This window comes from Sphingomonas sp. P4_G2 (genome assembly GCF_056401155.1).
This window is the reverse complement of the sequence record NZ_JBFUJY010000010.1, coordinates 79,500-93,198: the sequence shown is the minus strand read 5'-3', so window position 1 is coordinate 93,198 and position 13,699 is coordinate 79,500. Positions and strand designations below refer to the sequence as shown.

The 13,699-nt window shown below is 64.5% G+C and carries 6 protein-coding genes; 4 read left to right on the top strand and 2 right to left on the bottom strand.

What is annotated here, in order from left to right; translation table 11 throughout:
- A partial coding sequence (locus AC1DRD_RS20805; protein ID WP_478042880.1) for a hypothetical protein occupies nucleotides 1-331 on the top strand: 331 nt, incomplete at its 5' end.
- Nucleotides 332-365: 34 nt separating this feature from the next.
- Here the strand turns inward: AC1DRD_RS20805 and AC1DRD_RS20800 are convergent.
- Both AC1DRD_RS20800 and AC1DRD_RS20795 read right to left on the bottom strand, forming a co-directional pair.
- The gene (locus AC1DRD_RS20800; RefSeq protein ID WP_478042879.1) at nucleotides 366-2,300 is read right to left on the bottom strand and encodes a CocE/NonD family hydrolase; all 1,935 of its coding nucleotides are present in this window, start codon (nucleotides 2,298-2,300) and stop codon (nucleotides 366-368) included.
- Between the two features lie 183 nt (nucleotides 2,301-2,483).
- A complete protein-coding gene (locus AC1DRD_RS20795; RefSeq protein ID WP_478042878.1) occupies nucleotides 2,484-3,845 on the bottom strand; it encodes a hypothetical protein in 1,362 nt (453 codons plus the stop codon).
- A 154-nt stretch (nucleotides 3,846-3,999) separates the two neighbouring features.
- Here AC1DRD_RS20795 and AC1DRD_RS20790 point away from each other — a divergent pair, with 154 nt between their 5' ends.
- The 3 genes from AC1DRD_RS20790 (at nucleotide 4,000) to rpoC (ending at nucleotide 13,367) form a co-directional block, all read left to right on the top strand.
- Nucleotides 4,000-4,464, top strand: a complete 465-nt coding sequence (locus tag AC1DRD_RS20790; RefSeq protein ID WP_478042877.1) for a hypothetical protein — start codon at nucleotides 4,000-4,002, stop codon at nucleotides 4,462-4,464.
- A 292-nt stretch (nucleotides 4,465-4,756) separates the two neighbouring features.
- On the top strand, nucleotides 4,757-8,908 hold the full coding sequence (gene rpoB, locus AC1DRD_RS20785) for a DNA-directed RNA polymerase subunit beta (RefSeq protein WP_478042876.1): 4,152 nt from the start codon (nucleotides 4,757-4,759) through the stop codon (nucleotides 8,906-8,908).
- Between the two features lie 181 nt (nucleotides 8,909-9,089).
- A complete protein-coding gene (gene rpoC, locus AC1DRD_RS20780; protein WP_478042875.1) occupies nucleotides 9,090-13,367 on the top strand; it encodes a DNA-directed RNA polymerase subunit beta' in 4,278 nt (1,425 codons plus the stop codon).
- Nucleotides 13,368-13,699: the final 332 nt, after the last annotated feature.

Below are 13,699 nucleotides of genomic sequence, written 5' to 3'. Positions count from 1 at the left end.
GGCCGTCGGCGCCGTGCTGCTGGGCCGCGTGGTCGTGACCGGCGGCGGCGTCACGGCCGCGCTGGGCGTCGGCGCAGGCGTGGGCGCGAAGGTCGGGATCGGCGTCGGCCGGCTGAACGGCGCGACGATCGGTCCCGATGGCGGCGGCGTCGGGGTCGGCTTGGGCTTGGGCGGAAGGCTGAAGCCGCCGAGATCAGGGATGGATTGCGGCGCGCTGTCCGTCGATTGCGCAGCCGCGACCCCCGGCAGCACCGCCACCCCCGCGAGCAACATGCTCGCGCGCTTCAAAACTCCAAAACCCCTCATCGACCCCATCAATTGCACGATCTAGCTGAACCTCCGCCAAACGGCGGCGGAGGAACCCCCTAGCGCATCAGTTGCGGCGGCGCGAGCGGCACGACCGGCAGCCACACCGCGCTCGGCGTCTTTCCGCCACGCATGATCGTCACCGTCGCCTTCTGATAGTCCGACTTCTTCGCATAGAAGATGTTGGGGACATATTTCTGCGGGTTGCGATCGTAGAGCGGGAACAAGGTCGATTGCACCTGGATCATGATGCGGTGGCCGGGCTGGAACACATGGTTCACGGCCGGCAGGCGGAACTTGTATTCCTGCACCTTGCCGGCCGGGATCGGCGACGGATTGGCAAAGCTGTCGCGATAGCGGCCGCGGAAGATGTCGAGGCTGATCGCCAGCTGATAGCCGCCCATCTTGGGATCGGTGGCATTCTCGGTCGGGAAGACGTCGATCACCTTGACCACGAAATCGCCGTCGGTCCCGGTCGTCTTGGCGAACAGATCGGCCATCGGCACGCCCGACACGCGCACCGCCTGGTCGAGCACGGGACTCTCATAGCTCAGCACGTCGGGGCGGCCGTCATAGGAGCGTTGGTCCTGAACCAGCCAATCGCCCCAGCGGCCATCGTTGAAATTGACCGGGCGCGGCAGATGCGGGACCGGCTTGGCCGGATCGGAGACGTAGCTGTCGCCACCCTCGCCCGCCTTGTCGAAGCCGAGGCCGTCGTCGCCCTGCATGTAGATCGGCTTGAGCGGCGCCGGGCAGCCCTTTTCGCATGCGACCGGCCAGGCGTTGAAGCGATCCCAATGGTTCTCCGCGGTATTGTAGATCGTCGCCGCCGGCACGCTGACTGCGGGGCCATCCTTCAGATACTGGTTGAACAAGGGCAGGATCATGTCCTCGCGATATTGCGCGGCGGTGTCGCCGTTCCACTTGAACGGCCCAAGTTCGGAACCGACGCGATTGATCTGGCTGTGTCGCCACGGGCCCATCACGATGAAATTGTTGCCGGCCTTGCCCGCCTTCACCAGCGCCTCATAGCTGTGGATCGCGCCCCACATGTCTTCCTGGTCCCACAGACCCTGTTCCCAGATCGTGGGGACGTCGGACGGATTCTTGGCGAGCAATGTGTCGAGCGCCTGGTCCGACCAGAATTCGTCATAAGCCGGATGCATCGACATGCGATTCCAATAGGGCAATTGATCGTAACCCGATTTCTTCGCCCAATCGCCCGCCGAGCCGACCTCGCGGAAATTGTCGTAATCGTCATAGCCGCCGGTCGGCGGCGCCTTGCCTTCGCCGCGATAGCCGGTCTGCGCGCCGAGCCAGGCGATATTGGCGAGGCGGAACGCGCCGTAATGGAACCAGTCGTCACCCATCCAGCCGTCGACCATCGGGCTCTGCGGTGCCGCGACCTTGAGCGCGGGGTGCGGATGGAGCAGCGCCATGACCACGGTGAAGCCCTCGTACGACGACCCGATCATCCCGACCTTGCCGTTGGATTCGGGCAGATTGGCCTTGTTCACCAGCCAGTCGATCGTGTCATAGGCGTCGGTCGTATGGTCGACCTTGGTGTCGTTGAGCGGGCCGACCACCGGGCGCGTCACGACATAGCCGCCTTCGGACCCGTATTTGCCGCGAATGTCCTGATAGACGCGGATATAGCCGTTCTTGACGAAGATCTCATCGGCCAGCGGCAAGGTCGCCAGCATCGACGCGCTGTCAGAGCGCTTCGCCCTGCCCTTGGCGTTATACGGCGTGCGCGTCAGCACGATCGGCGCGTTGGTCGCGCCCTTGGGAATGACGATGACGGTATAGAGCTTGGTCCCGTCGCGCATCGGCACCATGACCTCGCGCTTGATGTAATCGGCATTGGCGGCGACCGGCGGCGTGAACTTGGCCGGGACATCGTCCCCCTTAGGCGGCCATATCGGCGCCTGCTGCGCGAGCGCTGGAGTGAATGCGAGAGCGACCAGAGGCAGCAACGCCAGCTTCTTCATCATGCGACCGAGTCTCCTTGGGAGGGTTGCAGCGTCCTAGGACGCTACGGCACTGGGACGCAATCGAATCCGTCGTGAATCCATCTCCGTCATGCCGGACTTGTGTGGGGTGACGGCTTTCGGCGTAGCGCGCAAAAACGCCCGCCCCGGAGGTCCGGGGCGGGCGTCGCCGTGCCTGAGGGAGCGTCAGGCGTGTTGCGGTTCGCCGCGCAGTTCAGCGCCGACATTTTCGTGCATCGACGAGCGGCTCAGTTCGAGCGGATCGAGGCCCGAACCGCCTTCTTCGGGCGTGACGCCGATCGTGAACGACGCCGAGGTGCGGCCTTCGCTGCCGTCTTCGAGCGTGTACCGAGCGTCGGCGACGATGATCGGACGGATCGTATCGGGCAAATTCTCGCCCATGTCCGACTTGAGCAACGCCAGCGTGGCGTCAATCCGCTTACCCTCACCGGGATTGATCGTGACCGGGTCGGTCGTCGCATCCGACGGCGGGCTCAGCAACAGGCGCTCCATCTCGGTCCCGTTGGGATCGCTCGACAGCAAGAAGGTCGAGATGCGCACGTCGCGGGCAGGAACGGTGCCGGAATTGCCCACGGTCAGCTCGATTTCGACCAGCGCTTCGTCGACATTGGTACCGGCGCGCACCGGACGCATCGCGAATTCGAGCCACGGGCGCTCGGCGATCGGCGCGGTGCCGGCGGTGAGCTCGGCCACTTCGTCGACCGGGGGCGTTGACATCTCGACCGCATCCGGCGCCGCGATGACTGGTTCCATCGCGGCGGTAGCGGCCCCGATGGGCGCCCCGCGGCGCAGATATTCGGGCTCCTTGCGCGGTTCGGCCTTGGCGACCGGTACCGGCGGGATCACCGGAGCGACGGCCACCGGCTCAGGCTGTGGTTCGACATAGCTGTCTTCGACATAGGCCGGCTCATAATCGTACTCGCGACGGCGGCCGCGCATGGCGAGCGCCGCGCCGAGAATGACCGCGAGCAGCGCGATACCGCCGGCGATCCATGCCCAGAACGGCACTTCGGTGGTGGTGGTGTCCGACTGGGTCGATGTCGTGTCGGCGGCAGGCGCCGCCGGTTCATTGGCCGGCGCGGCGGCGGGCGCCGGAGCCGGGGCCGCGGCGGTTGTATCCGCCGGCGGCGTTACCAGGGCCGGCGCGGGGGCGGCAGCTTGCGGTGCCGGGGCGGGCGCCGCCTCGGGAGCCGGTGCCGGAGCTGGTCGCGCCGCCGAGGCGGTGCGGGTATGCGTCACTGTCCGCGTGGTCCGCGTCGCGCTGCGGGTCGCCGTGGCGGCGCGCGGTGCCGGTTTGGCGGCGGGTTCTTCGGCCGCCGACGCAGCCGGCGGCGTGCCGTCGGGTACAGTGCGCACCACTGGTGGGATCGGCACCGTCGCGGTCGCCGGCGGCGTGACGATCACCGGTTGCGCGGGCGCGGTCTGCGGCGTCGTATCCTGCGCGAAGACGGGGGTTGAGACGAGCGCAGTGGCGACGAGGAGGGGCGCCAGTGCGCGGGCTTTGCGGGGGGCAAATTGCTGTTTCATGACGGTGTCACAATGAGTGGAACCCGCCCGTGGTTCCTCGTTTCGTCGCCGTCCGGCCGAGCGGTTTTTCGCGATGAGGCGAGCAACCCATTGAATCATCGTTATAAAGAAAGGACAATTTTGCACTTACTTTTTTCGGTCATACAGTCCCGAAATGACTATCAGCCTCATTCTGGGCGCCATCATGGCCTCCGGCACCCCTGCCCCGCAGACCGTGTTCACTTGTCGCGCCGGCGGCAAGCGCATTGCCGTCACCCTGCGCGGCGATCGCCTGATCTATAGTTTTGGTTCGCTCGGTCGGCCGGAGATCAATCTCACGGGCAGCCCGCAAGGCGGCGTCTTCTATCATCGCACGATGTATAGTCGCGGCGAGGATCAGACGCTGCGCTTCGTCAGCGGGCAGTGGAACTACATCCTATTCAACCGCTGGCAGGCGCCGCAGCAATTGAGCGGGGAGCGGATCGAGCCCGAATATAATGTCTCGGGCGTGTTGGTGATGAAAGATGGGAAGCTGGTGCGGCGGATCGACTGCAATAAGGGCAGCGGAAACCTGACCGAATGGCCAATCTTCAAACAGCTCAAGCTGGATGAGGAGAATGTAACCCCCGACGATGCCTGAAGACTGGGCCTGAAGATTGAGCCTGAACATTAGTCCGGAAAAAATGCGCGAGGCGTTTGACACTCTCCAACACGCTACCTATATCGCGCTCCTCACCACAGCTTTCGGGAAATGACACGGCGTCGCGCACCGGGTCGATCGAATTGGAAGCTGTCGGTTCACACGACGCTAGAAGCTGCACCGTCCACGGCCGGAAACGGAAGTAGGATGGAGCGGCTTTTTTGCGTCGCGATGCGTGCCCGCCTCGGGGATCCGGGGCACGAATATCAAGCTGACGAGGCAAAAAACCCACATGGCGACCAAAGCGATCGAAGGCACCGCAAAGCGGCGCATCCGCAAGGTTTTCGGCAACATCCACGAAGTGGTGCAGATGCCGAACCTGATCGAGGTTCAGCGCGAATCCTACGAACAGTTCCTGCGCAGCGATCCATCGATCGGCTACGTGTCCGGCCTGGAGAAGACCTTGCGCTCGGTCTTCCCGATCCGCGACTTCGCCGGCACTGCCGAGCTCGACTTCGTCAATTACGAGCTCGAACCGCCCAAGTTCGATACCGACGAATGCCGCCAGCGCGGCATCACCTATGCGGCGCCGATGCGCGTTACGCTGCGCCTGATCGTGTTCGAGGTGGATCCCGATACGGAAGCCCGCTCGGTGCTCGATATCAAGGAGCAGGACGTCTACATGGGCGACATGCCGCTCATGACCGAGAACGGCACGTTCATCGTCAATGGTACCGAGCGCGTCATCGTCAGCCAGATGCACCGGTCGCCGGGCGTGCTGTTCGACCATGACCGCGGCAAGACCCACGCCTCGGGCAAGTATCTGTTCGCGGCGCGCGTGATCCCGTATCGCGGCTCGTGGCTCGATTTCGAGTTCGACGCCAAGGACATCGTCAACGTCCGTATCGACCGGAAGCGCAAGCTGCCGGTCACGGCTTTGCTCTATGCGCTCGGCCTGACGTCCGAGGACATCCTCAACTATTTCTACAACCGCGTGACCTTCGTCCGCGGTCCCAACGGCTGGCAGATTCCGTTCGCGCCCGAGAATTGGCGCGGCGCCAAGCCGATGTTCGACATCGTCGACGCCAAGTCGGGTGAGATCATCTTCCCGGCCGGCCAGAAGGTTTCCCCGCGCGCTGCCAACAAGGCGCAGAAGGACGGCCTCGAGACGCTGCTGATCCCGACCGAGGAAATCTACGGTCGCTATTCGGCTTACGACCTGATCAACGAGAAGACCGGCGAGATCTATATCGAGGCGGGCGACGAGTTCGGAATCGAGAATCTCGAAAAGCTCGACGCCGCCGGCATCGACCGCGTCGAACTGCTCGACATCGACCATGTGTCGACCGGGCCGTGGATCCGCAACACGCTCAAGGCCGACAAGGCCGAAGAGCGCGAGCAGGCGCTGTCGGACATCTATCGCGTGATGCGCCCCGGCGAACCGCCGACGCTCGAGACCGCTGAGTCGCTGTTCGCAGGGCTGTTCTTCGATCCCGAGCGCTACGATCTGTCGGCCGTCGGCCGCGTCAAGCTCAACATGCGCCTCGACCTCGACGCCGAGGACACGGTCACCACACTCCGCACCGAGGACATCCTCGCGGTGGTCAAGACGCTGGTCGACCTCAAGGACGGCAAGGGCGAGATCGACGATATCGACAATCTCGGCAACCGGCGCGTGCGGTCGGTCGGCGAGCTGCTCGAGAACCAGTATCGCGTCGGGCTGTTGCGCATGGAGCGTGCGGTCAAGGAGCGGATGAGCTCGGTCGACGTGTCGACCGTCATGCCCAACGACCTGATCAACGCCAAGCCCGCGGTCGCCGCGGTGCGCGAGTTCTTCGGCTCGTCGCAGCTGTCGCAGTTCATGGACCAGACCAACCCGCTGTCCGAAGTGACGCACAAGCGTCGCGTTTCGGCGCTCGGGCCGGGTGGCCTCACCCGCGAGCGCGCGGGCTTCGAGGTCCGCGACGTCCATCCGACGCATTATGGCCGTATCTGCCCGATCGAAACGCCGGAAGGCCCGAACATCGGTCTGATCAACAGCCTGGCGTCGTTCAGCCGCGTCAACAAATACGGCTTCATCGAGACGCCGTACCGCAAGGTCATCGACAACAAGGTGACCACCGACGTCGTCTATCTGTCGGCGATGGAAGAGGCCAAGCACACGATCGCGCAGGCCAACGCCGAAACCGATGCCGACGGCAAGCTGACCGAGGAGCTGGTCTCCGCGCGTCAGGCCGGCGAATTCCTGATGGCGCTCCCTGAGAACATCACGCTGATGGACGTGAGCCCCAAGCAGCTCGTGTCGGTCGCGGCATCGCTCATTCCGTTCCTGGAAAACGACGACGCCAACCGCGCGCTGATGGGATCGAACATGCAGCGCCAGGCGGTGCCGCTGGTCCGTGCCGAGGCGCCGTTCGTCGGCACCGGCATGGAAGAGACGGTGGCGCGGGACTCGGGCGCGGCGATCGCCGCCAAGCGCGCGGGCATCGTCGACCAGGTCGACGCCACCCGTATCGTGATCCGGGCGACCGGTGAGGTCGAGGCCGGCAAGTCGGGCGTCGACATCTACACGCTGATGAAGTTCCAGCGCTCGAACCAGAATACCTGCATCAACCAGCGTCCGCTGGTGAAGGTGGGTGACGTGGTCAATACCGGCGACGTGATCGCCGACGGCCCGTCGACCGAGTTCGGCGAGCTGGCGCTCGGCCGCAACGCGCTCGTCGCGTTCATGCCGTGGAACGGCTATAACTATGAGGATTCGATCCTCATCAGCGAGCGTATCGTCAAGGACGACGTCTTCACCTCGATCCATATCGAGGAATTCGAAGTCATGGCGCGCGACACCAAGCTCGGGCCGGAGGACATCACCCGCGACATCCCGAACGTCGGTGAGGAAGCGCTGCGCAACCTCGACGAGGCGGGCATCGTCTATATCGGCGCCGAGGTCGAGCCGGGCGACATCCTGGTCGGCAAGATCACCCCGAAGGGCGAGAGCCCGATGACGCCGGAAGAAAAGCTGCTCCGCGCGATCTTCGGCGAGAAGGCGTCGGACGTTCGTGACACCTCGCTGCGCCTGCCCCCGGGCGTCGCCGGCACGGTGGTCGAGGTCCGTGTGTTCAATCGCCACGGCATCGACAAGGACGAGCGCGCGATGGCGATCGAGCGCGAGGAGATCGAGCGCCTGAAGAAGGACTCGGACGACGAGCGCACGATCCTCAACCGCGCGACCTGGTCGCGCCTGCGGGAAATGTTGATCGGTCAGGTCGCCACGGCGACGCCGAAGGGCCTCAAGAAGGGCTCGGAGATCGATCAGGACCTGCTCGACAGCGTCGACCGCCACGAATGGTGGAAGTTCGCGGTCCAGGACGACAAGGTCCAGTCGGACCTCGAAGCGGTCAAGGGTCAGTATGATGACGCGGTAAAGCTCATCAAGGACAAGTTCGAGGACCGCCGCGAGAAGCTCGAGCGGGGCGACGAACTGCCGCCTGGCGTGCTCAAGATGGTCAAGGTCTTCGTCGCGGTGAAGCGCAAGCTGCAGCCGGGCGACAAGATGGCCGGCCGTCACGGCAACAAGGGCGTCATCAGCCGCATCCTGCCGGCCGAGGACATGCCGTTCCTGGCGGACGGTACCCCGGTCGACCTGGTGCTCAACCCGCTGGGCGTGCCGTCGCGCATGAACGTCGGGCAGATCTTCGAGACGCATCTGGGCTGGGCCGCGCGCGGCCTGGGCCAGCAGATCACCCAGGCGCTGGAGGATTGGCGCGAAGCCAATCCCGATGCCAAGGCGGGTGCGATGCCGGAAGCGGTCAAGGAGCGTCTGAAGACGATCTATGGCGAGCATTACGTGGCCGATATCGACGCCCGCAGCGGCGCCGAGATCGTCGAGCTGGCGCAGAACCTGAAAGCCGGCGTTCCGATGGGCACCCCCGTGTTCGACGGCGCGCACGAAGGTGACGTGACGGCGATGCTCGAACTGGCGGGTCTCGACCCGTCGGGTCAGTCGGACCTGTTCGACGGCCGCACCGGCGATCAGTTCGATCGCAAGGTGACGGTGGGCATCATCTACATGCTGAAGCTCCACCATCTGGTCGACGACAAGATCCATGCTCGTTCGATCGGGCCGTACTCGCTCGTCACCCAGCAGCCGCTGGGCGGCAAGGCGCAGTTCGGCGGCCAGCGCTTCGGCGAAATGGAGGTCTGGGCACTGCAAGCGTACGGCGCCGCCTATACGCTGCAGGAGATGCTGACGGTGAAGTCGGACGACGTCGTCGGCCGCACCAAGGTCTATGAGGCGATCGTCAAGGGTGATGACACGTTCGAGGCCGGCATCCCGGAGAGCTTCAACGTGCTCGTCAAGGAAATGCGCTCGCTGGGCCTCAACGTCGAACTCAAGAACGACGAGCCCGGCGTGGATTCGGACGGCGTGGTGATCGCGGCCGAGTAAACCATTGGCCCTCTCCCGCTTGCGGGAGAGGGTTGGGTGAGGGTCTTCTTTCTTCTTCTTTCCCGTCGCTTCGATCGAAGAAGGAAGAAGGCCCTCACCCTCCCACCGCCTGACGGCGGCGGGCCCCTCCCTCTCCCGCTCGCGGGAGAGGGGAAAGAATTTCAAGGAAGGGTTCATTCCCATGAACGAACTGACCAATTTCGCGAACCCGGTCGCCAAGCCGGAAACCTTCGACCAGATCCAGATCGGCATCGCGTCGCCAGACCGTATCCGCTCCTGGTCGTTCGGCGAGATCAAGAAGCCCGAGACGATCAATTATCGCACGTTCAAGCCCGAGCGTGACGGCCTGTTCTGCGCGCGCATCTTCGGTCCGATCAAGGATTACGAATGCCTGTGCGGCAAGTACAAGCGCATGAAGTACAAGGGTATCGTCTGCGAGAAGTGCGGCGTCGAGGTCACCGTCTCGAAGGTCCGCCGCGAGCGGATGGGCCATATCGAACTGGCCGCCCCGGTCGCGCACATCTGGTTCCTGAAGTCGCTGCCGTCGCGCATCGGCCTGCTGCTCGACATGCAGCTCAAGCAGCTCGAGCGCGTGCTGTATTTCGAAGCCTATATCGTGATCGAGCCCGGCGTGACCCCGCTCGAGCGCTTCCAGCTGCTGACCGAGGACGAGCTCCTCGAGGCGCAGGACGAATATGGTGAGGACGCCTTCACCGCCGGCATCGGCGCCGAAGCGGTCCGCATCATGCTCGAGCAGCTCGACCTGGTCGGCGAGCGCGAGCAGCTGCTCCAGGAACTGGCGACGACCAAGTCGGAGCTGAAGCCCAAGAAGATCATCAAGCGGCTGAAAGTCGTCGAGAGCTTCATCGATTCGGGCAACCGCCCGGAATGGATGATCCTCGAGGTCGTGCCGGTCATCCCGCCCGAACTGCGCCCGCTGGTGCCGCTGGACGGCGGCCGCTTCGCGACGTCGGATCTCAACGATCTGTATCGCCGCGTGATCAACCGCAACAACCGCCTCAAGCGGCTGATGGAACTGCGCGCGCCGGACATCATCGTCCGCAACGAAAAGCGCATGCTGCAGGAAGCCGTCGACGCGCTGTTCGACAACGGCCGCCGCGGCCGCACGATCACCGGTGCCAACAAGCGTCCGCTGAAGTCGCTGTCCGACATGCTCAAGGGCAAGCAGGGCCGCTTCCGTCAGAACCTGCTCGGCAAGCGCGTCGACTATTCGGGCCGCTCGGTCATCGTGACCGGTCCGGAACTCAAGCTGCACCAGTGCGGCCTGCCCAAGAAGATGGCGCTCGAGCTGTTCAAGCCATTCATCTATGCGCGCCTCGACGCCAAGGGTCTGTCGATGACCCTGAAGCAAGCCAAGAAGTGGGTCGAGAAGGAGCGCAAGGAAGTCTGGGACATCCTGGACGAAGTGATCCGCGAGCACCCGGTTCTGCTCAACCGCGCGCCGACGCTTCACCGTCTGGGCATCCAGGCGTTCGAGCCGGTGCTGATCGAGGGCAAGGCGATCCAGCTTCACCCGCTGGTCTGCTCGGCGTTCAACGCCGACTTCGACGGCGACCAGATGGCCGTGCACGTCCCGCTGAGCCTCGAGGCCCAGCTGGAAGCGCGCGTCCTGATGATGTCGACCAACAACATCCTGTCGCCGGCCAACGGCAAGCCGATCATCGTGCCGTCGCAGGACATGGTGCTGGGTCTCTATTACCTGTCGATGCTCAAGGAAAACGAGCCCGGCGAGGGTATGTTGATGTCCGACATGGCCGAAGTGCACCAGGCGCTCGAAGCCGGTGCGGTGACCCTGCACACCAAGGTCATCAGCCGCGTCCCTCAAACCGATGAGGAAGGCAAGACGTACCTCAAGCGGTTCGAGACCACGCCGGGCCGCATGCTGCTCGGCGAGTGCCTGCCCAAGTCGCACAAGGTGCCGTTCGACACCGTCAATCGCCTGCTGACCAAGAAGGACGTCGGCGACGTGATCGACGAAGTCTATCGTCACACCGGCCAGAAGGAGACCGTGCTGTTCGCCGACGCGATCATGGCGCTGGGCTTCAAGCACGCGTTCAAGGCCGGCATTTCGTTCGGCAAGGACGACATGATCATCGCGCCGGACAAGGACAAATTGGTCGACGAGACGCGCGATCAGGTGAAGGACTTCGAGCAGCAATATCAGGACGGTCTGATCACGCAGCAGGAGAAGTACAACAAGGTGATCGACGCCTGGTCGCGTTGCGGTGACCAGGTCGCCAACTCGATGATGAACGAGATCAAGGCGGTGAAGAAGGATCCGGAGACGGGTCGTGAAATGCCGATCAACTCGATCTACATGATGGCGCACTCGGGTGCCCGCGGTTCGCAGGCACAGATCAAGCAGCTCGCCGGTATGCGCGGCCTGATGGCCAAGCCGTCGGGCGAGATCATCGAGACCCCGATCATCTCGAACTTCAAGGAAGGCCTGACCGTCCTTGAGTATTTCAACTCGACCCACGGCGCCCGCAAGGGCCTCGCGGACACCGCGTTGAAGACCGCCAATTCGGGCTACCTCACCCGCCGTCTGGTCGACGTGTCGCAAGACTGCGTCGTCATGGAGGAGGATTGCGGTACCGAGCGGGCGCTCGAGATGCGCGCGATCCTGCAGGGCGGCTCGACCATCGCGTCGCTTGGCGAGCGCATCCTGGGCCGCACCACGGCCGAGGACGTGGTCGACGCCAAGACCGGTGAAGTCGTCATCCCGTCGGGCACGTTGCTCGACGAGGCGGCGGTCGCACGGATCGAAGCCACCGGCATCCAGGGGATGAAGATCCGCTCGCCGCTGGTTTGCGAAGCCAAGATCGGCGTCTGCGGCAAGTGCTACGGGCGTGACCTCGCCCGCGGTACCCCGGTGAATATCGGCGAAGCGGTCGGCGTCATCGCGGCGCAGTCGATCGGCGAGCCGGGCACCCAGCTGACCATGCGTACGTTCCACATCGGTGGCGCGGCGCAGCTCAACGAAACGTCCAACCTCGAGGCGCATGCCGACGGTACGGTCGAATTCCGCGACCTGCGTCTGATCGTCGACCAGCGTGGCCGCCGCGTGGTGCTGAGCCGCTCGGGCGAGATCGCGATCAAGGACATGGACGGCCGCGAGCTGTCGGTCGATCGCATCCCGTACGGTGCGTACGTCATGTTCGACGACGGTCACATCGTCAGCAAGGGCGACCGCATGGCCGAGTGGGATCCGTTCACCATGCCGCTGATCACCGAGACCGGCGGTACGGTGAAGTATCAGGACCTCATCGAAGGCAAGACGCTCACCGAACAGGCCGACGAAGCGACGGGCATCACCCAGCGCGTCGTCACCGAGTATCGCGCCGCCACCAAGTCGAAGGAGGATCTCCGTCCGCGCATGACGCTGACGGGCGCCGATACCAACGAAGCCGCGCGCTACATGCTGGCGCCGGGTGCGGTGCTGTCGGTCGAAGACAATGCCACCGTCCAGGCCGGTGACGTGCTTGCCCGTGTCGCTCGCGAGTCCGCCAAGACCCGCGACATCACCGGCGGTCTGCCGCGCGTCGCCGAGCTGTTCGAAGCCCGCAAGCCCAAGGAAAACGCGATCATCGCGAAGGTCTCGGGCCGCGTCGTGTTCGGCAAGGACTACAAGGCCAAGCGCAAGATCGGGATCCAGCCCGAGGATGGCGGCGAGGTCGTGGAGTATCTGATCCCGAAGTCGAAGGTGATCGACGTTCAGGAAGGCGACTATGTCAAGCGTGGCGACAATCTGATCGGCGGCTCGCCCGATCCGCACGACATTCTAGAGGTGCTCGGCATCGAGCCGCTCGCGGAATATCTCGTGTCGGAAATCCAGGAAGTCTATCGACTCCAGGGCGTGAAGATCAACGACAAGCACATCGAGGTGATCGTTCGCCAGATGCTGCAGAAGGTCGAGATCACCGACGGCGGCGACACCACCCTGCTCGCCGGCGAGCAGSTCGACCGCACCGAGATGGACGAGACCAACGAAAAGCTCGCCCCCGGCCAGCAGCCCGCCCAGGGCAAGCCGGTCCTGCTCGGCATCACCAAGGCGTCGCTGCAGACTCGCAGCTTCATCTCGGCGGCGTCGTTCCAGGAGACCACTCGCGTCCTCACCGAGGCGGCGGTCCAGGGCAAGCAGGACACGCTGATCGGCCTCAAGGAGAACGTCATCGTCGGCCGTCTCATCCCCGCCGGTACCGGTGCGGGCATGAACCGCCTGCGCGTGGCGGCCTCCAGCCGCGACGCCGCGCTCCGCGTCCAGCAGCGTGCGCTGCAGGAAGTGCTGATCGCGCCGAACTCGGCCGCCGAAGAGCGTGCCGCCGAAAAGCTGCGTGACACTGCCGACGATACCGGCAGCGATGCGCTCGCCCGGGTCACGCCGAGCGGCCACGGCACCGACGCGGATGCCGGCGAGTATCTGAACGAGAGCGAATAAGCTCCTCGCTCGGCACTCTCGGCCGAAACGAATAACCGCCGTCCGGGCAACCGGGCGGCGGTTTTTCGTTGTGGCGATTACATCGCTCGAACGCGGGAGCTGCGATGCGCCTGCGGCGGGAGGGCGTACTGTGCCGATCGGCTTCAACCGTCATGCCGGGCTTGTTCCGGCATCCACCGTTCCGCACACCCATCGGCCGTTGGCGTCGCCGCACGGTGGACCCCGGGACGAGCCCGGGGTGACGCGGGTGGGAAGGTCAACCGCAATTTCAGCCTGAGTATTTTCGGCTGATCGTGGTAGTGCGACAACCTACCGATCACTCCACCTTGGCG

Coding starts and splice junctions, on each gene's coding strand:
- AC1DRD_RS20795 (WP_478042878.1), bottom strand. CDS start 3,845: ATGAAACAGCAATTTGCCCCCCGCAAAGCCCGCGCACTGGCGCCCCTC.
- AC1DRD_RS20800 (WP_478042879.1), bottom strand. CDS start 2,300: ATGATGAAGAAGCTGGCGTTGCTGCCTCTGGTCGCTCTCGCATTCACT.
- AC1DRD_RS20790 (WP_478042877.1), top strand. CDS start 4,000: ATGACTATCAGCCTCATTCTGGGCGCCATCATGGCCTCCGGCACCCCT.
- rpoB (WP_478042876.1), top strand. CDS start 4,757: ATGGCGACCAAAGCGATCGAAGGCACCGCAAAGCGGCGCATCCGCAAG.